Origin of the sequence: Paraperibacillus marinus (assembly GCF_046237605.1) — a bacterium.
In the GTDB taxonomy this organism is placed as follows: Bacteria; Bacillota; Bacilli; order Bacillales; family DSM-1321; genus Paraperibacillus; species Paraperibacillus marinus.
The window spans coordinates 4,082,718-4,103,907 of the sequence record NZ_CP143542.1 but is presented as its reverse complement, the minus strand read 5'-3'; the positions used below and the strand labels follow the sequence as shown (position 1 = coordinate 4,103,907).

At 42.7% G+C, this 21,190-nt stretch carries 25 protein-coding genes; 19 read left to right on the top strand and 6 right to left on the bottom strand.

The window, feature by feature from the left end; genetic code table 11:
• Positions 1-3 precede the first annotated feature (3 nt).
• The 4 genes from V1498_RS20725 to V1498_RS20710 form a co-directional block, all read right to left on the bottom strand.
• Entirely contained in the window at positions 4-369 is a 366-nt protein-coding gene (locus V1498_RS20725) for a hypothetical protein (RefSeq protein ID WP_409295976.1), read from the bottom strand.
• Positions 370-381: 12 nt separating this feature from the next.
• Complete coding sequence (locus V1498_RS20720; protein WP_409295974.1) at positions 382-705, bottom strand: hypothetical protein; 324 nt, start codon at positions 703-705, stop codon at positions 382-384.
• Between the two features lie 18 nt (positions 706-723).
• Complete coding sequence (locus V1498_RS20715) at positions 724-1,080, bottom strand: hypothetical protein (protein WP_409295972.1); 357 nt, start codon at positions 1,078-1,080, stop codon at positions 724-726.
• 857 nt (positions 1,081-1,937) lie between these two features.
• Positions 1,938-2,069, bottom strand: a complete 132-nt coding sequence (locus V1498_RS20710) for a hypothetical protein (protein WP_409295970.1) — start codon at positions 2,067-2,069, stop codon at positions 1,938-1,940.
• Positions 2,070-2,226: 157 nt separating this feature from the next.
• Between V1498_RS20710 and V1498_RS20705 the strand changes: the two genes are divergently transcribed.
• The 8 genes from V1498_RS20705 (at position 2,227) to V1498_RS20670 (ending at position 8,859) form a co-directional block, all read left to right on the top strand.
• Positions 2,227-3,528 (top strand): N,N-dimethylformamidase beta subunit family domain-containing protein, encoded by a 1,302-nt coding sequence (locus tag V1498_RS20705; RefSeq protein ID WP_409295968.1) that lies wholly within the window; start codon positions 2,227-2,229, stop codon positions 3,526-3,528.
• Positions 3,529-3,767: 239 nt separating this feature from the next.
• Positions 3,768-4,133: a YwqH-like family protein gene (locus V1498_RS20700; protein WP_409295966.1), complete on the top strand. Its 366-nt coding sequence runs from the start codon at positions 3,768-3,770 to the stop codon at positions 4,131-4,133.
• A 17-nt stretch (positions 4,134-4,150) separates the two neighbouring features.
• Positions 4,151-4,444, top strand: coding sequence for a YwqI/YxiC family protein (locus V1498_RS20695; RefSeq protein WP_409295965.1), 294 nt, complete (start codon positions 4,151-4,153; stop codon positions 4,442-4,444).
• Between the two features lie 88 nt (positions 4,445-4,532).
• A complete protein-coding gene (locus V1498_RS20690) occupies positions 4,533-6,047 on the top strand; it encodes a ribonuclease YeeF family protein (protein ID WP_409295963.1) in 1,515 nt (504 codons plus the stop codon).
• 207 nt (positions 6,048-6,254) lie between these two features.
• Complete coding sequence (locus V1498_RS20685; protein WP_409295961.1) at positions 6,255-6,908, top strand: hypothetical protein; 654 nt, start codon at positions 6,255-6,257, stop codon at positions 6,906-6,908.
• A gap of 165 nt (positions 6,909-7,073) precedes the next feature.
• Complete coding sequence (locus V1498_RS20680) at positions 7,074-7,922, top strand: ABC transporter ATPase (protein WP_409295960.1); 849 nt, start codon at positions 7,074-7,076, stop codon at positions 7,920-7,922.
• 35 nt (positions 7,923-7,957) lie between these two features.
• Positions 7,958-8,413, top strand: a complete 456-nt coding sequence (locus tag V1498_RS20675) for a hypothetical protein (RefSeq protein ID WP_409295958.1) — start codon at positions 7,958-7,960, stop codon at positions 8,411-8,413.
• Positions 8,410-8,859: a DUF5085 family protein gene (locus V1498_RS20670; protein ID WP_409295956.1), complete on the top strand. Its 450-nt coding sequence runs from the start codon at positions 8,410-8,412 to the stop codon at positions 8,857-8,859. The genes V1498_RS20675 and V1498_RS20670 overlap by 4 nt, the downstream gene beginning before the upstream one ends.
• Before the next feature lie 182 nt (positions 8,860-9,041).
• Here V1498_RS20670 and V1498_RS20665 read toward each other — a convergent pair whose 3' ends face one another.
• The gene (locus tag V1498_RS20665) at positions 9,042-9,476 is read right to left on the bottom strand and encodes an NUDIX hydrolase (RefSeq protein WP_409295955.1); all 435 of its coding nucleotides are present in this window, start codon (positions 9,474-9,476) and stop codon (positions 9,042-9,044) included.
• A 573-nt stretch (positions 9,477-10,049) separates the two neighbouring features.
• Between V1498_RS20665 and V1498_RS20660 the strand changes: the two genes are divergently transcribed.
• Positions 10,050-10,820, top strand: a complete 771-nt coding sequence (locus tag V1498_RS20660) for a tyrosine-protein phosphatase (protein WP_409295954.1) — start codon at positions 10,050-10,052, stop codon at positions 10,818-10,820.
• Positions 10,821-10,981: 161 nt separating this feature from the next.
• On the opposite strand, the gene V1498_RS20655 is transcribed toward V1498_RS20660, so the two are convergent.
• On the bottom strand, positions 10,982-11,758 hold the full coding sequence (locus V1498_RS20655) for an SGNH/GDSL hydrolase family protein (RefSeq protein WP_409295953.1): 777 nt from the start codon (positions 11,756-11,758) through the stop codon (positions 10,982-10,984).
• Between the two features lie 215 nt (positions 11,759-11,973).
• On the opposite strand from V1498_RS20655, the gene V1498_RS20650 reads away from it, so the two are divergent.
• From V1498_RS20650 to V1498_RS20605, 10 genes are all read left to right on the top strand, one after another.
• Positions 11,974-12,720 carry a YveK family protein gene (locus V1498_RS20650; RefSeq protein WP_409295951.1) on the top strand — a complete coding sequence of 249 codons (747 nt, stop codon included), beginning with the start codon at positions 11,974-11,976 and terminating at the stop codon, positions 12,718-12,720.
• Positions 12,710-13,405: a CpsD/CapB family tyrosine-protein kinase gene (locus tag V1498_RS20645; protein ID WP_409295949.1), complete on the top strand. Its 696-nt coding sequence runs from the start codon at positions 12,710-12,712 to the stop codon at positions 13,403-13,405. Before V1498_RS20650 ends, V1498_RS20645 begins: the two co-directional genes overlap by 11 nt.
• A gap of 86 nt (positions 13,406-13,491) precedes the next feature.
• Positions 13,492-14,262: a tyrosine-protein phosphatase gene (locus V1498_RS20640; RefSeq protein WP_409295948.1), complete on the top strand. Its 771-nt coding sequence runs from the start codon at positions 13,492-13,494 to the stop codon at positions 14,260-14,262.
• A 252-nt stretch (positions 14,263-14,514) separates the two neighbouring features.
• Positions 14,515-15,408: a UTP--glucose-1-phosphate uridylyltransferase GalU gene (galU, locus tag V1498_RS20635; protein ID WP_409295946.1), complete on the top strand. Its 894-nt coding sequence runs from the start codon at positions 14,515-14,517 to the stop codon at positions 15,406-15,408.
• Between the two features lie 68 nt (positions 15,409-15,476).
• Positions 15,477-16,100: a sugar transferase gene (locus V1498_RS20630; protein WP_409299396.1), complete on the top strand. Its 624-nt coding sequence runs from the start codon at positions 15,477-15,479 to the stop codon at positions 16,098-16,100.
• A 20-nt stretch (positions 16,101-16,120) separates the two neighbouring features.
• On the top strand, positions 16,121-17,068 hold the full coding sequence (gene fcl, locus V1498_RS20625) for a GDP-L-fucose synthase (protein ID WP_409295944.1): 948 nt from the start codon (positions 16,121-16,123) through the stop codon (positions 17,066-17,068).
• Between the two features lie 25 nt (positions 17,069-17,093).
• Positions 17,094-18,173: a GDP-mannose 4,6-dehydratase gene (gene gmd, locus V1498_RS20620; RefSeq protein ID WP_409295942.1), complete on the top strand. Its 1,080-nt coding sequence runs from the start codon at positions 17,094-17,096 to the stop codon at positions 18,171-18,173.
• Between the two features lie 213 nt (positions 18,174-18,386).
• Positions 18,387-19,649 carry a glycosyltransferase family 4 protein gene (locus tag V1498_RS20615; protein ID WP_409295940.1) on the top strand — a complete coding sequence of 421 codons (1,263 nt, stop codon included), beginning with the start codon at positions 18,387-18,389 and terminating at the stop codon, positions 19,647-19,649.
• A 17-nt stretch (positions 19,650-19,666) separates the two neighbouring features.
• On the top strand, positions 19,667-20,224 hold the full coding sequence (locus V1498_RS20610; protein ID WP_409295938.1) for an acyltransferase: 558 nt from the start codon (positions 19,667-19,669) through the stop codon (positions 20,222-20,224).
• A gap of 44 nt (positions 20,225-20,268) precedes the next feature.
• Positions 20,269-21,177: a glycosyltransferase family 2 protein gene (locus V1498_RS20605; protein ID WP_409295936.1), complete on the top strand. Its 909-nt coding sequence runs from the start codon at positions 20,269-20,271 to the stop codon at positions 21,175-21,177.
• Positions 21,178-21,190 lie beyond the last annotated feature (13 nt).

The following is a 21,190-nucleotide window of genomic DNA, read 5'->3' as shown; positions in this document are numbered from 1 at the left end:
TTCCTAATATTGCAGATTGTGTTTTTGTCTAAACTTTTCTTCCTGGTATTGGCCATAGGACGGTGATGACGGAATGCCTCCATAACTATCAGCGAGAGTCACATCAGTCTGGGTGAATTCCTTGGCAATCTCAGAGGCATTGTTCTGTAGTACAAGCTGGCTTTCCTGGAGCAGCTCCATCATGTTGATGAGGGAGCCGCAGTAGGTGTGGATCAAGGCGAGGCTGCTGCTGTCGAGCCCCTGGTCTTCGAGTATTTTTTGAAAGGTCTGCAGTGAAGCGGTCATGCTTTTGGTATGCTCGGCTTCACTGTAGAGGGTTTCATAGAGCTCCTCGAGCCGTTCAGGTGTGATTTTGATTTTGGTTGCCATCGCTAGTCCTCCTTACACTTCGATATCATCAAACATGGCTTTGCTTTTTACCTCGGCTGCCTCTATGGAGGTGTCGGTCAGTTCAATCATTCTTAGAAAAATGTCGAGATAGGCCTCGGCGGTCATCGAGGCCAGGGTGTATTCATTCACGGATTCCTCATAGTTTTTTATGGCTTCGCCCTCAAGCTCCCCGAGAACATCTTTAAATTTGTCTCGCACCCGTTCGTTTGATGCCCTAAAAGAATTCAGCTTCTTCAGCAAATCCCTGGCACCTTCAGTAGTAGTTTCAGAGTCATAAGAAATATGAACGCCGCTTCCGCCTTCATTGATGATCATGCATCTTCCTCCTTCCGGTTAATGAAGCAATTTCCGCACACTCGGATCCATATGGACGGTGTTGATATATTCGGCACGCTCCTCGGGCTTAAGACCGACCATATTATGGAGGTGCATCCGCAATTCCTGCTCCTTCAGCTGAATTACATAGGCAAGCTGGCTCTGCAGGGCAGAGATGCAGCTTGTGAGCAGCACGTCGGCTTCAGCCAGAAAAGCATCCATCCGCTGGTTCCAATCCTCCTCCGCCTGTTTGGCCTTACTGTTGTCCCACGCATCGGACGGGGCAGGGGGCGGGCAGACAAGATCCACCCGCGGCGCACCCGAAAAAGACCCAATCACGGAAGACAGGGCAGCAATCCTCGCATCATAATCCATCGCATTCAACCTCGCTTTCTAGGAACATAAGAGTATTTTTTGTAAAATAATGTAATACTTTGAGTGTAGTAACTTTATCCAGTTTTAAGCAAGCAATATCAGGAAAAATCTCATAATTGATACAAAGGGCCTAAGTCTAATTGTCTAGATAATAGACTGGATCGCAGAAGGGGTGGCTGGCTTTTCGTTACATATGTCTCTTACTACGCAATTGGCAGAACGCTTGGCCGGTTTTTTTTAGTTTAATTCAGCGTTTTTTTGATAGATTTGAAGGCAGAAGGGATGAATCTGATGCATGAGCGGCGATTTTGCCTGCTGTAGGCGGGGCGGAGGGCTGCTTATGGAGTGTTACTTGCGGATATTAACCGGTTACTTGCAAAACTCAATACTTTACTTGCGGAAGTCACAGTTTTACTTGTGGATATAGGGATTTACTTGCGAAAACCGGGCATTTACTTGCGGAGCCGGTTGCACACTTCCCGGTTACAGCTTTAACCAATATGTAATGAAGAGCCATCTATAAGCGGGAAGCAGTTTCAGGAGGGAAAAGGCATGCTGAGCCGCAGGAGAGGTGGCTGGCTTTTCGTTACATGTGTCTCTTACCCACGCAATTCGCAAGATGTAAGAAGAACGCTTTTGCCGGCTTATTTCGGTTTAAATGCAGCACATTTTTAATAGATTTGAAGGCCGAAGTGGTGAATCGTGATGCTGAAGCGGCAAAATGGCATGCTGGAGGCAGTGCGGAGGGGCTGCTTATGGGGGGTTACTTGCGGAGCCGGCTGTACTCGTCATTCTGCTCGCTTCCCGCCACCGTGCCCACAAACGCAAACAGGGCCCAATGAACAGGCCCCGCCAACTTACATGCTATAAATCAATACCGGAACAAGCGCGATGAGCCCGAGGACGATCAGTACACTGAGCGTCAGGGTGAGCTTGCGTTTAAGCGCTTTCCTTTGGTACATTTCTTCGGGTGTGAGAAATTTAGCCATGAGTCCTCCTAATATGTATAATCTCTTTTATTATCGGCAGGATTCGACCAAATTTAACAGGGCCCAATCTCCTGATTATTCACACATTGATTTATGGTTAAATAATCCCTTTTTGGTGACGATATATCTGATATCAAACATCAAGGGGATAGTACAATTGAGGAAATTCGTTTGTTTTTTTATATTGGTGATCAGTTTTCTGGCTCTTCATTCCAATGCAGAGGCGCATAGCGGCGGCTGGGAGATTACGAAGCCTGCGGGCAGGGCACTGCAGGGGTATACGAATACCCAGTCGTATGAGAAGGGGCAGGCGATTACGTTTTATATTCATAATGATAAGCCGTATCATATTGATTTTTACCGGATGGGCTATAACAGCGGGAAGGGTGCGGCGTATCTTGGAAGCATGAATCAGTCTTACGGAGTATCGGCGAATAAGCAGCCGCGGGGAGAGGTCCGCTCGGCGGGCTGGAAGCCTTCTGCTTACTATAAAGTGCCGCTTTCCTGGAAGTCGGGTGTGTATATCGCGAAGCTGACGGATACCGACAGGCGGCAGAGTCATATCACGTTTGTGGTCAGGGATCATGCGCCAAAGGCTCAGCTTGGCGTGATGATTGCGACGAATACTTATCAGGCCTACAATGCATGGGGCGGGAAGAGTCTCTATAACTTTAACAGCGCAAACGGTGAGAAGGCCGGCACGGTCTCCTTCAACAGGCCGAGCTTTGAAGCAGGCGGAGCAGGGCAGTTCTTCCGTTCGGAGTACCAGTTCATCCGCTGGATTGAGCGGCAGAATTATACGGTTACCTATTTCTCCGACCGGGACGTTCACAACGGACTGCTTGCGAAAAGCAGTATTAGGGCACTCGTGATTCCGGGGCACAATGAATACTGGACCCGGAATATGTGGTCAAACATCGAGAAATTCGGCCGCACGAGAGGAATCGCGCTCCTCAGCGCCAACACCGGCTACCGGGAAGTAAGCTACCGGAAGGACGCGCCTTATCTTATGGACCTGAAGGGCGAATTTCGGAGCAGTACTATCAAGCTTCCGGAGAATAAAATATTCGGAACCATGTTCACCGGCGTTCCGGCTAAAGTCTATAATGACCTGCCGATCGTTGCTGATCACCCCCTTTTAAAAGGAACCGGGCTGAAAAAAGGATCCGTCATTCCGAAAATTATCGGAGGGGAAGTGGACGGAATCAGAGGGCACGGCTTCGCAACTCCTAAGGGAGTCGAGGTGATCGGCGAAAAGCGGATGGCGTTCAAGGGAACCTCAGAGCTTCGGAACTCAAACCTCATCTGGTTCAAAAAGCCGGAGGGCGGCCGCGTTTTTGCGGTAGGAACGTTCTATTGGAACTGGCAGCTCGATTCGTATGGGAAAGAAAGTGAAGTCAAAACTCATAATGGTGTGCAGGCACTGACTAGGAATGCGCTGAATGCGTTAATTAAATAAGAAGAATAATTAAATTGGGCGTCTCCTAACTGGAGGCGTCCTTTCTTATGTCATAGTTATTTTTTACTAAATAAGTAATCCTTTAGACTCAGGTAAAATGGATAAAATAGTAGTTTCTATTCATTTTCGCAAGGGTATAAATTGGTAAAATATTGTATGAATGTAAGAATATATAAATATCTAGGTGCAGTCTTTAACTTCCATGTTTTTTCCTTCTGCCTAAGAGGAGGGTAAAATCCTTGCTGGAATATTATTATGCCTTGCTGTCAAAAAAACAGAATGACATCATAAGGCTCCAATCGCTGAATTCCTCGCTGCAAAATAATCTGCATGAATTCCAGTCGAATGAGCCTAAAAGCATGAAGCCGGAATTGTCACCGAGAACCTGGTTTGGAAAGCACGGCGACGAGTTCGATGTCATCCGTTCTACTAAAATTAGAGATCCGTATCTTGATATAATCGGAACCCAGTTTCCCAGGATCTTTTCCGCAATCGCAGCGAAAATAGCGGAGCTTGAGGCGGAGATTGCATCTATTAGAAGTACCATTGCAGCGCTTGAGGCAGCTGAAGCAGCAGAGAGAGCAGCCTCTTCTAAAATGAAGTAGGAAAGGGGGCATTCTGTATGCCAGCTGAAATAAAAGTCGTGTTCCCAGAAGTCGAGAAGAATCTCGGAGAAATGAAAAATGCCAGCGAGAGCCTGGATCCCAGCTCAGTTCCTCCTATCACCGGCAATAAACTGGACACCGTCACGGAACTTACGGAGCTTTCGAAAAAGCTCGAAACCGTACTCGCGGCCTATCAGAATGTGTTGAATAAAAATATAGAAACAACCCGTAAATCTGTACAGCATATGAAACAGACAGACGAAATGATTGCCGGCTCCATCAGCAGGGCAGTGCCTGCCCCGGCGAGGTAGCAGCTTCCAAAAAACAAAAGAAAAGAGGTCTTTGTATGCATGAAAATTATGGGAAAAATATGCTAGCCTTCAGGGAGAAGGTGATTTTGTGAAAGTCCTGGAGGTTCAATCATTTCATGAAGGAATAGAACGGAACCTCACCCTTCTTGAAAGGCTTGAAAAGGAAATGAAGGCCATTGAAAAAACGGTCAAAAGCTTTTCAGACCTGGATGACTCCTTCAAGGGGGAGGCAGGGGAGGTAATCAGGGCTTTTTACCGGAGCTGCCACCTGCCCCTGCTTACATTTTTTCGAAATTTTAAAGATCAATTTGCAGACACGCTGACTTCCATGGAACAGGCGCTCAGCACTCTTGAACCGAATACAGCCGGATACATACATGAAGAATTTCTGGAAGGGGAGGTGGAACAGGGACTGACTACGTTTGGCCAGATAACAGGAGAGCTGACGGATGAGACCAATGCCGCCCTGACTACGGTCTCTGACATTGTAGCCCTGCCGCCGCTGAATGACGGAGAAGTACAGCAGGGAATCCTGCAGGGCAAGGACCGCCGGGATGAAACCCTTCAGCTGTTGAATGAGTTTGACAGCAGACAGAAGGCTGCCCTGCAGCTTCCGGGTGAAAGCTTAGAGAAAATAGCGCTGTGGGTGGAGGATTTGGAAGGACTGGTAAAGGACGGATTAACCGACGCAGATTTTCCGGCTGAGGTGTGGGCAGCTTATGCCGCGACAGCACCTTTGAAAACGGCGTTGGAAGGTGGAGAAGAGGCAGAAGGCAAGACGATGAAAGACCGGGCTGCAGCCGCCAAAAAAGTTAATACAGCAGTTACTGGAGCTATAGCCAGTTTTAGGATGTTCACGGCCGGACAAACCGGGGGACTTAAAATAACGAAGGTGAAAGATAGCAAGACTGGGAAAACTCAATATAGAATGAATGTTACTAAAGATGCTATGTCGAAGCTTGGAGTGAAAGTGGAGCCTGGCAGTCCTGCGTATAAGGAGCTTATGAAGGGGCTTCCGAAGGATTCATCTAAATGGACGGTAAGGCAGAAGGAAATAGCTGCATCCAGGATGGCTGTACTGAAGTATAACACCAAGAAGCCAGGGGATACAGGGTGGTCAAAGGCCGGGAAGGAGGCACTCAAGAATGCCCCGGCCCTCGAATATTGGAATAATAAGGCCACAAACCTGGAGAAGGTAAAAACGGTAGGAAAAGCGACCCTTACAGGAGCAGGAAAAGCGTTTAAGGATATAGTTGATGTGAAAGGCCTTAAAAAAGCGGGGCCGATGCAAATTGGCGGAAAAGTGCTTGCACCGATTGGAGCGGTGTTGAACTATAAGTATAACTACGACACAGCCAAGAAGGATGGGCTTTCAGGCAGTGAAGCAAAAATAAGGGCAGGTTTTGATACGGCTATTGATACAGCGGTGAGCGGCGGCATTCAGACGGGGCTGACAGCTCTTGGAACGGCGTTTATTCCGATTCCTGGTGTTGGAACTGCAGTAGGGGTAACTTTAGGACTCCTTGTTAACTCATGGCTGACTAAGAAAAGTAAAAATACCGGTAAATCCAGAATGGATAAAATAAAGAGCTGGTTTCATTAATGAAGCCAAGTGGGGGTGAGGTAAAGGGTGAAAAAACTTGAATACAGCGACTTTGCTACACTAAGAATGCCACTTGAATCCGGCAGGCAAAGTCCATCCTCCTTAGGGGGAGCATTACTACTGAGTATCATCTTTCAGCCTTTAGTTTTTTATTGTGTGTATTCTATCGCTGCTGAATTTACAATTTATCCAGGGGTAAAACAGATAATGAGGATCCATTTACCGATTACTGCGCTTCTCTGTTTGCTGTCCCTCATCTTTGCGATTCCACTGGTTTATAAAAAATGGGAGAACATGCAATACCTTATCACCATACTGGTTTCGCAAAATATGTTCGGCATATGCATTTATCTAGGCGGACTTTTTGAAGTTGGAAATGGAGAAGGAACCACAAGTTCGTCCCTCTTAACGTTTACATGGAGCACCTTACTTATAGGAGCCGCTTTATTACTATTTACTGTAATCCGGTTCAGGATTCTTCTTCAGCGGGGCCATTATCGAAAAGGAGGAAAAAAGGAAAGAATGCGCATGAAATTTGAGACTCCTTCCTATATTCCTTTTGCTATACTCTTAGGTCTGGGGCTGTTCTATATCATTCAATATAGCATCAGATATTCAGGCATAGCAGATACAGATCAGCTTTTTATAATCGTGCTCTGTTTTGGCCTTTTTTACACCATGCTCTTTGTCCTGCCGGAACAGCTTGTTATCCTTTATTGCAAATATCGTTTTAAAGCCTTTACGTTCGATGGAAGCAGTGAGCTGCAATTAGAAGATGATCTGCCGAAAAATCAATTGCCAGCAAAAGTGAAGAAACAAAGCCGGGGCAGTCTGTACAATAAAAAGATTAAATCTAGATAAATAGATAAAAGGAAAGTTCGGGGTAAGAAAAATAGAAAGAAAGTCTCTGGTTTTTGATAACCTGCTGACATACCTCGCACGCCAGGCGAAGGCGGATTGACAGGATGGCGCTTAAGTGCAGGGGCTTACTATCTGAAGAGGGGGGATCCTAAGTTAGAGGAGGTATTGCGGATAAGGAAACTGGAATACCAAGACTTTGCCACACTTAGAATGCCGCTCGAGTCAGGCAGGCAAAGTCCATCCTCCTTAGGGGGAGCATTAATTCTTAGTCTTTTTTGTCAGCCGCTGATTTTTTACTGCATCTATTATGTTGCAGCCACTTATTCCAATTACCCGGGAATCGAGCAAATCAAGAGGATTCACTTACCGATTACAGCGCTTCTCTGCCTGCTGTCCCTTATCTTTGCAATCCCCCCGGTTTATAAAAAATGGGAGAATCTGCAGTATCTTGTCCTAATATTGGTTTCACAGAATGTGTTTGGCCTATGCGTTTATCTTGGCGGACTATTTGAAGTCGGAAATGGAGAAGGTACCACTAGTTCGTCCCTCTTAACGTTTACATGGATCACTCTGCTGATAGGAGCTGCTTTATTCCTATTCACTGTGATCAAATTCAGGATTCTTCTTCAGCGGGGTCATTATCGAACAGGAGGAAAAAAGGAAAGAATGCGCATGAAGTTCGAGACTTCTTCCTATATTCCTACTGCAATAATAGGGAGTCTGGGGCTGTTTTATATCATTCAATATAGTATCAGATATACAGGCATAGCGGATGCGGAGCAGCTTATGATCATCGTGCTTTGCTTTGCCGTCTTTTACACCATACTGTTTGTCCTGCCGGAACAAATTGTTATCCTCTATTGCAAGTTCCGCTTCAAAGCCTTTACCTTTGATAGAAATGGCTATCTGCATTCAGAAAGTGACCTGCCGGAGGATCAAAAAGAAACGCTGCCACCCCAAATAAAGAAACAAACCCGGGGCAGTCTGTACAATAAAAAGATTAAATCCAGATAAATAGAAGCTAAAAAGATGAAAGGAAGGTTCGGGATATGAAAATAGAAAGGAAGTCGCTGGTTTTTGATAACCTGCTCACATACCGGACACGCCAGGCGAAGGCGGATTGGCAGGATGGCGTTTTTTTCATGGAAGATGCGCCCCTCACTACAGAGATTTACAAAGCAGGACCTGTGTTTTTTTCCTGCAGCACAGAAGATTCAGCCGACTCTACAGGGGATTTTACCTATTATCTGCCGATCAATGCGGAGGTAGAGATGAATGATCAGTCACCGGTGGAATTTCTCGAAACTTTTATGGTCGAAGATGCCCTCGTGCTGAGGCAGGCTGACGCAGCTGCTGATTTTTACGCGGCCTATCAAAGAGTGCGGGACTATGCAGCGGAAGAAGGCATTGCCCTTATGGATCACTACTATTGTGTGCTGCTGGATGTATACGGAGAATATATCATCGATCTGTATGTTCCCATCAAGGAGCCTGGTGCTGCATGACAATATTAGAAAACCATCAAATTGCCTACAAAAATACAGCTTCCAAGCTTTATAGCTTTTATCCGGAAGAAATGAACCTGGCCATCGAGGATTTTCGGGACATCCTGATCCGGAACGGCTACAGTCCCGCCGGCCAGCTGTTTTTCTCGATCATCAGTGACCCCGCTGCTGAGGTCATGACGGCTGAACTGTTCTTTCCCTTAGAAGACCTGCATGTTAAGCCGATGAGGGTAGAGGATATTACATATAGAAGCTACTTCTGTGTCAACGGAATGATCATGACCCGCATTACAGGAGACTTCGAAGAAAAATCGCAGGCCGGATACTGGTCACTGCTCGAATATCTCCAGCACCATGAACTGGAAAAGAAGACGCCCGTATTCGTGGAGTACAAACAAAGCCATAGGGGTGAATTGTTTGCTGAGATGAGTGTGGGGGCTTTTTAGGTTTTGGTGTGTGGGAACATCCATAGTTCTTCTTTTTGTTGTTCAGCTTAAAATCAGTTCGTTCAAGAAGGTATTATAAAATAGAGAAAATGCATCATCAAAAATATCACTAGTTATTGAGTTAAATGAGGCCCTTGCAATCCATCCGGATTGCTATTTTTTTGGCACATTGTACCCCGGTATTACAGATGTTCCCTCAATAAATCACTTAACCCATTAGGATAAACAATCTTACTTCCATTAAGGATTTCATTTATATGAACCCATTTAGCACAGGTAATTCTATCTCCCTCGGTAACTGTAAATATAGGTCGGTTATATAGCTCTCCATCCTTAAAACCGATGAAGTAAATTTGAGTAATTTCGTGTCCGATTTGCTCACCGATTCTAAAGATATTTTCCAGGCAGCAAATATAGCGCTCTATGACAATCTCCACGCCCAATTCTTCCTGGTATTCTCTCTTCAACGCTTCATCCGACCTTTCACCGAGTTCAATCGTTCCCCCGATCGGCCGGTAAAAATAGCCCTCTCCTTTGGAATGAATTCCATGAAGTTCTTCCAGGAGAAGATGGCCACACTTTATGATTAAGCCTAATGTATTCGCACGTGGGCGCATAAGTGATCCTCCTCGTCTTCGCCTGCGGTGGTTCTATTCAACCCGCTGCTTAGCAACTACTCTTCTTTATTTACATATACATATAAGCCCTTTAGGAATCTCCCTGTTAGGATACAGATCGTACAAATTATAACAGATATTTCCACGCTTCATATCCAAAAATGAGCTTGAATAAAGTGTTATACAACAGTGATGGAAGCCGTGTTTCAGCCTATTCTCCTATCTTAATATAGCTTCTATCTGTCCTTTTTAAAAGATTATTAATGATCTTCAAAGAACTGGAAAAAATTATTGACAAATTGTTCTATATACAGAACAATAGACTTATAGAATTGGAAAAAATCAATGAAATACTTCTTAGTTATAATGTCAAAAAATAATGAAGTTTTTCTTTTAATTTAAAATACAGGCGGTGGTTAGATAGGAGAAAGGGGAAAATAAGTGAAATTTTATAGTTAACTAGTTAAAAATGACAAAACTTCTTAAAATAAGACAATTTACGTCTATTTACTGATAAAGTGTTCGCTGATAAGATCAAATTACATTTTGGGAAAATAAAAAAGGAGAAGGATTATGATAGATATTCACTGCCATATACTCCCTGGGATGGATGATGGCCCTGAGAATAATTATAAGAGCTTGGATTTGGCGAGAGCGGCGGTGGAGGAAGGATTGCATACAATCGTGGCGACCCCCCATTATCCTTATGGCGGACATGAGAATTCGAGAGATGTGATCCTTCGGAAAGTCGGAAGTTATAACAAAATGTTAAAAAATGAAAAAATTGCGCTGAAGGTGCTGCCGGGACAGGAAGTCCGAATCAGCGGCACACTGCTCGACGAGCTCGAACGGGGAGAGCTCTTGACGGTGAATGATAAAATGGGGGCCCTGCTTATTCAGTTTCCAAAGGATCATGTGCCGAAGTATACAGAGCGGCTCTTCTATGATCTGCAGATGAAGGGAATTGCGCCCATCATCGCCAGTCCTGAGCAGAATCTGGAGATCATCGAAAATCCGGAAGTGTTATATCAGCTGATCAAAAAGGGAGCTTATGCCCAGGTAAATGCGGAAAGTGCTGCCGGAAGACTCGGCCGCACAATCAAAAAGCTTACCCATGAATTGCTCGGAAGCGGACAGGCCCAGTTTCTTGGCTCGAATGCCCATAATTCAGTAAAGCAGAATTTTAAAATGCAGGCTGCCCTTAAGGAAATTAAGCGAAACCTATATGAAGATACCGTGGACATGCTGATATCGAATGCAGAACAGCTGATCAGCGGTGAACCTGTATATAAAGAAGAGCCAGAACGGATTAAAAAAGTGAGAAAATTCCGAATGTTCTCTTAAAGTAAATATGAAATCTTGGCAGGAACCAATACAATAAGGCGGTGGAGCGGAGTAAGAGGCAGCAGGTTAGGCCAGAAAGATACATGGTGTTTATACCTGGCTGCAGAAAGTCTTGTGATACATTAGCTCCGCCCCTTTTCCACAAAAAAAGAATCCTGATTTCACTCAGGATCCTTCATAAACATAGAAAGCACAGAATCTGCCCAGATTTTATGGCCCTTGTCACTCGGTGCGGAATTGTCTTCTGTTAAATAGTCATCGATTTCAGAAGTTCCGTAATCCGGCCAATTCGTCCAGTGATCTAGATACAAATAACCCTCTGTCTTTGCGAAGCTCTTCAATTCGTCAACTTGGTCAGGATAAATCGTAGCATTTGGAATTGGATGGGTCGGCTGCAGGATGAACAGGGTATTTTTTTTAGCTTCCTTTGCAGTTTTTATCGTTTTCTGGATTCCGGAAAATACGGTCTCTGTCGAAAGCTCCCCATTATTGTTTAGGGAAAAAGGCTCGAAAATGACGATATCTGCTTTTTCCGCTATAAGCTCCTGCACTTTGTCCGATGCATGATATTGTTTGTACGTAAAGTCCGGGTAGGCGAGTGTTTTATAGGAAACGTTAGTGAACTTTTCCTTCAACTCCCTGCCAGCAAGTTCAGGCCAGCTGTTTTCTCCCGAGCCCAGTGCTTGAGATCCGAGAAACACGATCTTAACATCCTTATTCTGCTTTTCGGCATTTTGAAAAATGTTCCTGATTTCCTTCACCGGGATGGAAGCGGTGAGCGGAGAGGCAGCACGTTCTTCTTTCTCTGCAGCGGCAGGCGCAGCAGCTTTCCGTTCATTCGCTGAACTGATTTTATTGTTCCAATGAATATTGCCATAGAACACCACGGCGACCGTAAATAATAGAATAAGAGTGATGAAAAAACGTCTAATACCCATAATTCCTCCTGTATATACTAGTAATTGTTACCAATAAACCAAAAACTATTCCGTTTTTGGAAAAATGTATTAAAATCAAATAAGTTGCACAAGTTTACCAACACTTCTATATTACTACAAAATATGTGAGTATTTCACAGCAATTTCATAAATATGACAAGTTAATATGCTATAATCTTCAGGATATTTTGTTTTTTTACCCACAGGAGGATGAAATGGAAGAGACAATCAGTATAAAAGAACTGCTCGGTGTAATCCGCAAAAGGATGGGCTTGATCATGCTGATCACCCTTGCCGCAGTCATCGTAAGTGCCATCATTAGTTATTTTGTTCTTACCCCGGTTTATGAGGCTTCAACTCAGCTCTTGGTTAATCAGAAGAAGACGGATCAAACCAATCTTCAATACAATGAAGTCCAGACCAACCTGCAGCTAGTAAACACATACAGCGAGATCATCAAAAGTCCCGTCATCCTTGAAAAAGTAAAGGATGAATTGGATCTTTCCCTTACAGTTCCGGCTCTTATCGGAAAAATCGCAGTCAGCAATCAAACTCAAACCCAGATTCTAAAGGTCTCTGTCCAGGATGAAGATCCTAAGGAAGCGATTCGCATCGCCAATAAAACTGCCCAGGTTTTTGAAAGAGATATCAAAGGCATCATGAATATGAGCGTAGATAACGTCAAGATTCTTTTCCCGGCAGACACAGGCGAGAAGCTTTCTCCCGTAAAGCCGAAGCCGCTCCTGAACATAGCCATTGCCCTCGTCATCGGCCTGATGGCAGGTGTCGGACTTGCCTTCCTGCTTGATTATATGGATAACACGATCAAGACAGAGCAGGATATCGAAAAGCTGCTTGGCCTGCCGGTGCTTGGAGTCATAGCCAAAATGGATGAAAAAGACGTCCAGCAGACAAGAGGCAAACAAAGAAAAGCTGCAAGAGGTGAATCAGTTGGCGCTTAATAAAAATAAAATGCTGCAAACCAAGCGTAAGCTGGTCACACAGCATAACCCAAAGTCACCCATATCCGAACAATATAAAACAATCAGGACCAATATCCAGTTTTCATCAGTGGATCAGGAGATGCAGACCATTCTTGTGACCTCCTCTGGCCCAGGAGAGGGTAAATCGACTACCGTGGCGAATCTAGCCGTCGTTTTTGCCCAGGCAGGAAAAAGAGTTCTCCTGGTTGATGGAGATCTTCGGAAACCGACTGTGCATTATACGTTTTCCTTTACAAATACTTTTGGCCTTACCAATGTTTTGACAAGACAGAAGGAGTTTGAGGAAGTCGTCAAAGTATCTGAGGTGGAAAACCTGGATATTCTAACGAGTGGTCCCATCCCTCCCAATCCAGCCGAGCTGCTCGGTTCCAAGAGCATGGATGAACTGATTAGAACGGTAAGAGGGATGTACGATATCATCATTTTTGATACACCGCCAGTACTTGCAGTTACTGATTCTCAGATTCTAGCCAATATAAGCGACGGTGTAATTTTAGTCGTATCAAGCGGCCGCACAGAGAATGAAATGGCCGTCAAAGCGAAGGAACTGCTCGAGGGAGTTAACGCCAAAATGGTCGGCGTGGTCCTGAATAATAAAGATATCAAAGAATCTTCTTATTACTACTATTACGGCAAGAAGTAACTGAAAAAATAATTACTTTTCTCTGACCAAGAAAAGCATATTATTTTTTTTGACACTATACTGGTATAATTTGGAGGTTTTATGCAATGATCGACTTGCACAGCCATATCCTTCCTGGAGTAGATGACGGAGCCAGGAGCCGTGAAGACAGCCTGGACATGGCGAGGCTTGCCATGAGAGAAGGCATCCATACGATCTATGCCACCCCGCATCATAAAAATGGGAGCTATGAAAATGACAGTCAGTCCATCATAACGGCTGTACAAGCATTAAACCTGGTTTTTCAGGAAGAAAAAATAGATTTAGAAGTAAAGCCAGGCCAGGAAGTCCGGATTTATGGCGAAATGGCCGAGGCCCTGGAAGCCCGTGAGCTGCTTACCATCGGGACGGAAGATGCACAGTACCTGCTAGTCGAGCTGCCATCCGGCCATGTGCCGCGCTACACCGAACAGGTGCTGTTCGACATCCAGCTCCATGGAGTCACCCCGATCATCGTCCATCCAGAGCGGAATGCCGAAATCATTGAGCGGCCGGATGTGCTCTTTAATCTGGTGGACAAGGGAGCCCTGACACAGATAACGGCTTCAAGCATAACCGGATATTTCGGCAAAAAGATTAAGAAATTCTCACAGGATTTAATAGAAAACAACCTGACACACTTCATCGCGTCAGACGCACACAACATCAAAAACCGCAGCTTCCATATGATGAAGGCTTATGACCAAATTGAAAAAGACTATGACATAGACATGATCTATCTATTTAAAGAAAATGCAGAATCCATCGTGCTCGGAGAATCTGTCTATAAGGAAGCGCCGCAAAGGGTGAAAACGAAGAAGTTTCTAGGAATCTTTTAATTACATACCAGGTGATGCCTCCTTACCTATATCAAGTGAGGCACTCGGCCATACTGTGGGAAATCGATTCCTTAGACGCTCGTCGTCGGTAGTATGGTGTGAGGATGGGTTGGATGCCCGCTTACATATTTTATTTAGATATGAAGCTATAAATATCTAATGAGAATGCATGCCATGTGCGTGCATTTCCATTAGGTATTTATCTTTGTCAGACATTGAAACAAATATCAAATAAAAAGGGAGCAACAGTGAATGAAAAAAGTAAGAAAAGCCATCATACCAGCCGCCGGTCTTGGGACACGTTTTTTGCCAGCCACTAAAGCGATGCCGAAGGAAATGCTGCCCATCGTAGACAAGCCAACCATTCAATATATTGTCGAAGAAGCTGTTGCCTCTGGTATTGAAGATATTATCATTGTTACGGGTAAGGGCAAGCGGGCAATTGAGGATCATTTTGACTTCGCTCATGAGCTGGAGCAGAATCTGCTAGAAAAAGATAAGCTCGATATCCTGGAGAAGGTACGCTATTCTACGAATCTGGCAGACATCCACTATATCAGGCAGAAGGAACCGAAGGGTCTTGGACATGCTGTATGGTGTGCAAGGAACTTCATAGGTGATGAGCCATTTGCCGTACTCCTTGGAGATGATATTGTCCAGAGCGAAACTCCCTGCTTGAAGCAGCTGATTAATCAGTACGAAGAAACACTTTCTTCTGTTATCGGAGTACAGTCTGTGCCGAAAGAGGAAACGCACCGCTACGGAATCATCGATCCATCCGGTCAGGATGGCAGAAGATATCAGGTCAACAACTTTGTGGAAAAGCCAAAGTCAGGCACCGAACCCTCCAACCTTGCCATCATGGGAAGATACATCCTTACTCCTGAGATTTTCATATTCCTGGATCAGCAGGAAAAAGGGGCAGGCGGCGAGATTCAGCTGACAGATGCGATTCAAAAACTTAATCAAATTCAACGGGTGTTTGCTTATAATTTCGAAGGTAAGCGATATGATGTAGGGGAAAAGATAGGATTTGTCAAAACAACCATCGAATTTGCCCTGCAGCATGAAGATCTGCAGGAAGAGATATTGAGTTATTTAAGGGAAGTACTTCAAAAGAATAATGTGAAAAGCTTAGAAGTTTAGGAAAGGGCAGGGGGCAGAACGTGGCAAATCAGGAAGCAGCTTATTTAAACCAAAAATCAAAGAGCAGCATACAAGTCAATGACCGAAAAAGCTATATCATCACCAAGCGTCTGATGGATATAACCCTTGCATCCTTAGGGATCATTCTATTAAGCTTCTTATTCATACTGGTTGCCATTCTTATTAAACTGGAGGACCCAAAAGGGTCCATTTTCTTTAATCAAAAAAGAGTAGGGTTGAATGGCAGGGAATTCAGGATGTTTAAATTTCGGTCAATGGTATCAGATGCAGAAGAAAAATTGAATGAACTGTTAAAATATAATGAAGTGAGCGGGGCTATGTTCAAGATGAAAGAAGATCCCCGCATTACCAGAATCGGGCGGTTCATCCGTAAGACGAGCATCGACGAGCTGCCGCAGCTCTTTAATGTAGTAAAGGGAGACATGAGTCTTGTCGGTCCAAGGCCGCCTCTGCCGAGAGAGGTAGCACTATATACTGAATACGACAGGCAGCGCTTGTTTGTGACTCCCGGCTGTACAGGCCTTTGGCAGGTGACGGAGCGGAATAGTGTAGGGTTTGAAGAGATGGTTGAATTGGACTTAATTTATATTCGTAAAAGAAATCTTTTGTTTGATATGAAAATCATCATAAAAACCGTGCTTGTACTGTTTGGATCTCATAAAGCTTTTTAATAGGAAAGGAAGCCATAAATATGAATAAAGATTCCAAGATTTATATAGCCGGACATCGTGGTCTTGTTGGATCAGCCATTGTGAGGGGTCTAATAAGACAGGGATATACGAACCTCGTGTACCGCACCTCCAGCGAGCTTGACTTGAGAGACAAATCCCAAGTGGAACGCTTTTTTGCAGAAGAACAACCAGAATATGTGTTTTTAGCTGCGGCTAAGGTCGGCGGAATTGTCGCCAATAATGAATACCCAGCGGACTTTATCCGGGACAATCTTTTAATTCAAACAAATGTAATTGATGCGGCCTACCGAAACGGTGCGGAGAAACTGCTCTTCTTAGGCAGCACATGTATTTATCCTAAAATGGCTCCGCAGCCACTAAAGGAAGAATATTTACTGACCGGAACACTAGAACCGACCAATGAACCTTATGCGATTGCCAAGATTGCGGGCATTAAAATGTGCGAGTCCTATAACCGTCAATATGGAACAAAATTCATCTCCGCCATGCCAACGAATTTATATGGTGAAAATGATAATTTTGATCTGAAGACTTCCCATGTACTGCCTGCACTCATCCGTAAGTTTCATGAAGCAAAAGAAAATGAATCTCCTTATGTAGAGGTCTGGGGCACAGGTACACCAAAGCGTGAATTCCTTTATTCCGATGACCTGGCAGATGGGTGTATCTTTTTGATGAACAATTATGTAGGAAACGAAATCGTCAATATTGGAGTAGGCGAAGATCTGGCGATCAGCGAGGTGGCCATGAAAATCAAAGAAGTGGTCGAATTCGAAGGGGATTTAATATTCGATACAACCAAACCGGATGGCACCCCAAGGAAGCTTGTAGATACTACGAAAATCAACTCACTGGGCTGGAAAGCACAGACCTCACTCGAGGATGGCCTGAAAAAAGCCTATCAATGGTTTCTAGATAACGAAACAGTAAAAAGTAATTCTATTTAATGATGATATGAACTCGGAGGATGTTATGAAAAAGGCTTTAATAACAGGTGTAACAGGGCAGGACGGCTCATATTTAGCTGAATTTTTATTAGAAAAAGGATACGAGGTTCATGGCGTAATCCGTAGAAGCTCTTCCTACAATCAGGAGCGCCTGGAGGATCTTCTCACAGACGAAGAAGCGGCTGCTCTTTACAATAATAAAAACTTCCATCTTCATTATGGCGATGTTACCGATGCATTGAATGTTACTAGAATCATAGGAGAAGTACAGCCAAACGAAATCTATAACCTGGCAGCACAGTCACATGTACGTGTTTCCTTTGATATGCCCGGTTATACATTGGATGTCGATGCAAAAGGAACATTGAATATTTTAGAAGCGGTCCGTATATTAGGGCTGACTGAAAAGACCCGTGTCTATCAAGCCTCTACATCCGAACTGTTTGGTAAAGTACAAGAGGTTCCACAAAAAGAGACTACACCTTTCTACCCGCGCTCTCCTTATGGCGTAGCAAAGATCTATGGCTTCTGGATCACCAAAAATTACAGGGAATCTTACAATATGTTCGCAGTAAACGGCATTCTCTTCAACCATGAATCTGAACGTCGTGGTGAAACATTTGTTACCCGTAAAATCACTTTAGCAGCAGCACGAATTGCTCAAGGAAAACAAAAGAAACTGTCTCTTGGTAATCTGGATTCGCTTCGTGACTGGGGCTATGCGAAGGATTATGTAGAGTGCATGTGGCTGATCCTGCAGCATAATAAGCCGGAAGACTTTGTGATTGCAACTGGTGAAATGCATTCTGTGCGTGAATTTGTCGAGCTTGCGTTCAAGCATGCTGGAATAGATATTGAATGGAACGGCAATGGAGTTGAAGAAAAAGGAATCAATAAAGCTACTGGTGAGGTTATTGTGGATGTGGATCCTAAGTTTTTCCGGCCGGCTGAGGTTGAGCAGTTGTTGGGGGATCCTACGAAGTCTAGGACTTTGCTGGGTTGGAACCCAACTAAAACCTCATTTAAAGAGCTGGTTCATAAAATGGTGGAAGGCGACTTGAGAAAGGTTGAGAAAGAAGATAAAACTAAAAGAATGTTTGATTAACTTTTAGTACCTCTATAATTCTGTTTGCAATATTTTTTATTATACTTTAGAGCTCATTCTCTAATCTTATTTTGTTGGTTATCAACTTGCATAGTAAGAAATGGTAGCAGCTCTTTTTTTAGTTTTTAAGAAATAACCAGATATACGGATATCGTAAGGGGCCTCTCAAAAGTATATGAAGCCTTAATGGTTGGGATAGGGAAGAGATAATACATGAAAAAAAGCAATATAGAAAAGAAAAGACTTTTAATATACGCGCATTATTATATACCGGATGTGGCATCTACAGGTCAAATACTAAAGGAACTTGCAGAAGGAATGCTTTATACATTTGATATTACAGTAATATGTGTTGTTCCTTCCTATACAGGTAAAATTGCCTCAGAGTATAAGGGGAAAATGTTTTATAAGGAAGAAATTAATGGTGTGAAGATTGTCCGCATTCGCGTCCCGGAATTCTCTAAAGTCAATAAAATCAGTAGAGTCAAAAACATCCTGACATACTTTTTTGGCGCAATGATTGCCACTTTTAAGGTTGATAAGATGGATTATGTATATTCCATCTCGCAGCCGCCTATACTGGGAGGCCTTCTGGGTGTGTGGGGTAAGTGGATAAAGCGAGCCAAATATATATATAACATTCAGGATTTTAATCCTGAACAAACTATGGCTGTATCATATAGCAAGAATAAACTGATCCTGAAAGGGATGATGTGGTTTGATAAATTTAGCTGCAGGCAAGCTGATAAAGTGATTGTTGTTGGTAGAGACATGGTTGAAACTTTAAAACGAAGATTTAATGGTAATAAGGTTCCCGCTCATACATTCATTAATAACTGGATAGATGAGAAAAGTATATACCCTCTTTCTTCAGATAATAAAGGAGTAATAGCTTTCAAACAGAAGTATGGTTTGGAGAATAAATATGTAATTATGTATTCTGGTAATCTCGGTCTTTATTATGATCTTGAGAATTTGATGGCTGTTATAAAGAATTTTAAGGATAGAGATGATGTAGCTTTTGCTTTTATTGGAGAGGGATCAATCAAAGAAAAATTAGTTTACTACAAGGAAGAAAATGATCTTAGTAATATAGTCTTTATTCCATATCAGGATAAATCGGATTTAATTTACAGCTTAAACTCAGGTGATGTTCATTGGTGTATTAATGCTAAGGGTATTAAAGGCGTTTCCGTTCCTAGTAAGCTTTATGGAATAATTGCCGTAGGGAAGCCAATACTAGGTGTCTTAGAAGAAGGTTCTGAAGCACAGTTGATTATAGAGCAAACGCGATGCGGTTACATTGCTGAGCCGGGTAATTATACTGATGTGGAGCATATAATTAAAAGGTTTATAAGCGAGAGAGGCACATCTATACCTGTTGAGATGGGGATTCGAGGGCAAGCTTATTTAGTAAAGAATCTGACAAAAGATGTTTCTGTAGATAAATATATTGATGAAATTTTATCTTGTTAGGAGTGAAACTAAATATTGTGAATAGTAACTGGTTCAAAGTGGCAATGAAAGCCACGAAGGTAAAGTATGGAAAAAAACTACTTTTAAAAGGTGTGCCGGTTATTTTTAATAAAACTGGTGCAAAGCTTTCTATAGGAGACGATGTAACGATTAAATCATCTTTTCTATCTAATTTGGTAGGTTTATATCAACGAACAATTATAGTAACAAGAACAACAGAGGCCGAAATCCATATTGGCAATAATGTTGGGATTTCCGGTGCAACAATTTATGCTAGAAAATTAATTACTATAGGTGACAATACTCATATAGGCGGAAATGCAAAAATCTTAGATAATGACTTTCATCCCATTGAAATTGAAGCTAGAAATGCAGATATTAAAGAAAAAATTGGTGTAAAGCCCATTAGTATTGGTAGGAACTGTTTTATTGGATGTAATGCATTAATATTGAAGGGAACTGTTCTTGGAGATGGATGTATTGTAGGGGCTGGAGCGGTTGTCAGTGGTACATTTGAGAAGAATAGTGTAATTGCTGGCAATCCAGCAAAAGTAGTTAAGATGTTAAAAATATAGTCACAAGGTTATCTAAAATATATGTATTGCTGAAAGGGATTCTAATGGTAGATCTTACTGTAGTAATTCTCACTAAAAATGAAGAGAAAAATTTAAGAAAATGTGTTGAATCATTTAAAGGAATAGCAAAGCGCTTTGTAATTGTCGATAGCTTTAGTACAGATAATACTGAGAAACTTTGTATCCAATTGAATAGAGAACTTAAATTAAATGGCGGACAATTAGACTTCTACCAAAATAAGTGGAGTAATCATGCTGCGCAGTTTAATTGGGGATTAGACAATGCTAATATTACCACGGAATGGGTTATGAGAATGGATGCAGATGAGGAATTAATGGAGAATTTGGTTGGAGAAATAGTTTCAAAAATCCCCTATTTAAAGGCTGATATTAATGGAGTAGTGCTACGTAGGCGAGTGTACTTTATGGGGAAATGGATAAGATATGGTGGTCGATACCCTGAAATGCTACTTCGCATATTTCGTAATAAAAAAGCAGTTTGTGAAGAGAAAATTATGGATGAACATATTATCCTGCTAGAAGGAGAAATGGTAGAATTTAAAAATGATTTTATAGATTACAACACAAAAGATTTAGAATGGTGGACGAATAAGCATAACTGGTATAGTAATTTAGAAGTGATGGATTACCAAATGACATTATCTAATTCCTTAAATGAACTGGATTATGCAAATATGGGTAAATCTTCTAAACAAGCAAAGGTAAAACGCAAGGTGAAGAATAAGGGGTATTATAGATTGCCTAAATTTTTTAGAGCAAATTTATATTTCTTATATAGGTACTATATTAAGTTAGGTTTTCTTGATGGACCTGAAGGGAGAATATTTCACTTCTTACAAGCGTACTGGTATCGATTTTTAGTAGATGCCAAAATGTATGAGTACGAAAAGTATAATAAAGAATTAAAGGATCAAGGCGATTTGAAATATTAAAGGGATGAATTGT

Bases quoted from the DNA above. Each gene is read 5' to 3' on its own strand.
- V1498_RS20675 (WP_409295958.1), top strand. From the start codon at position 7,958: ATGAAAATAGAAAGGAAGTCGCTGGTTTTTGATAACCTGCTCACATAC.
- V1498_RS20720 (WP_409295974.1), bottom strand. From the start codon at position 705: ATGATCATCAATGAAGGCGGAAGCGGCGTTCATATTTCTTATGACTCT.
- gmd (WP_409295942.1), top strand. From the start codon at position 17,094: ATGAAAAAGGCTTTAATAACAGGTGTAACAGGGCAGGACGGCTCATAT.
- V1498_RS20670 (WP_409295956.1), top strand. From the start codon at position 8,410: ATGACAATATTAGAAAACCATCAAATTGCCTACAAAAATACAGCTTCC.
- V1498_RS20695 (WP_409295965.1), top strand. From the start codon at position 4,151: ATGCCAGCTGAAATAAAAGTCGTGTTCCCAGAAGTCGAGAAGAATCTC.
- galU (WP_409295946.1), top strand. From the start codon at position 14,515: ATGAAAAAAGTAAGAAAAGCCATCATACCAGCCGCCGGTCTTGGGACA.
- fcl (WP_409295944.1), top strand. From the start codon at position 16,121: ATGAATAAAGATTCCAAGATTTATATAGCCGGACATCGTGGTCTTGTT.
- V1498_RS20605 (WP_409295936.1), top strand. From the start codon at position 20,269: ATGGTAGATCTTACTGTAGTAATTCTCACTAAAAATGAAGAGAAAAAT.
- V1498_RS20650 (WP_409295951.1), top strand. From the start codon at position 11,974: ATGGAAGAGACAATCAGTATAAAAGAACTGCTCGGTGTAATCCGCAAA.
- V1498_RS20640 (WP_409295948.1), top strand. From the start codon at position 13,492: ATGATCGACTTGCACAGCCATATCCTTCCTGGAGTAGATGACGGAGCC.
- V1498_RS20660 (WP_409295954.1), top strand. From the start codon at position 10,050: ATGATAGATATTCACTGCCATATACTCCCTGGGATGGATGATGGCCCT.
- V1498_RS20725 (WP_409295976.1), bottom strand. From the start codon at position 369: ATGGCAACCAAAATCAAAATCACACCTGAACGGCTCGAGGAGCTCTAT.
- V1498_RS20715 (WP_409295972.1), bottom strand. From the start codon at position 1,080: ATGGATTATGATGCGAGGATTGCTGCCCTGTCTTCCGTGATTGGGTCT.
- V1498_RS20615 (WP_409295940.1), top strand. From the start codon at position 18,387: ATGAAAAAAAGCAATATAGAAAAGAAAAGACTTTTAATATACGCGCAT.
- V1498_RS20685 (WP_409295961.1), top strand. From the start codon at position 6,255: ATGAGGATCCATTTACCGATTACTGCGCTTCTCTGTTTGCTGTCCCTC.
- V1498_RS20710 (WP_409295970.1), bottom strand. From the start codon at position 2,069: ATGGCTAAATTTCTCACACCCGAAGAAATGTACCAAAGGAAAGCGCTT.
- V1498_RS20665 (WP_409295955.1), bottom strand. From the start codon at position 9,476: ATGCGCCCACGTGCGAATACATTAGGCTTAATCATAAAGTGTGGCCAT.
- V1498_RS20655 (WP_409295953.1), bottom strand. From the start codon at position 11,758: ATGGGTATTAGACGTTTTTTCATCACTCTTATTCTATTATTTACGGTC.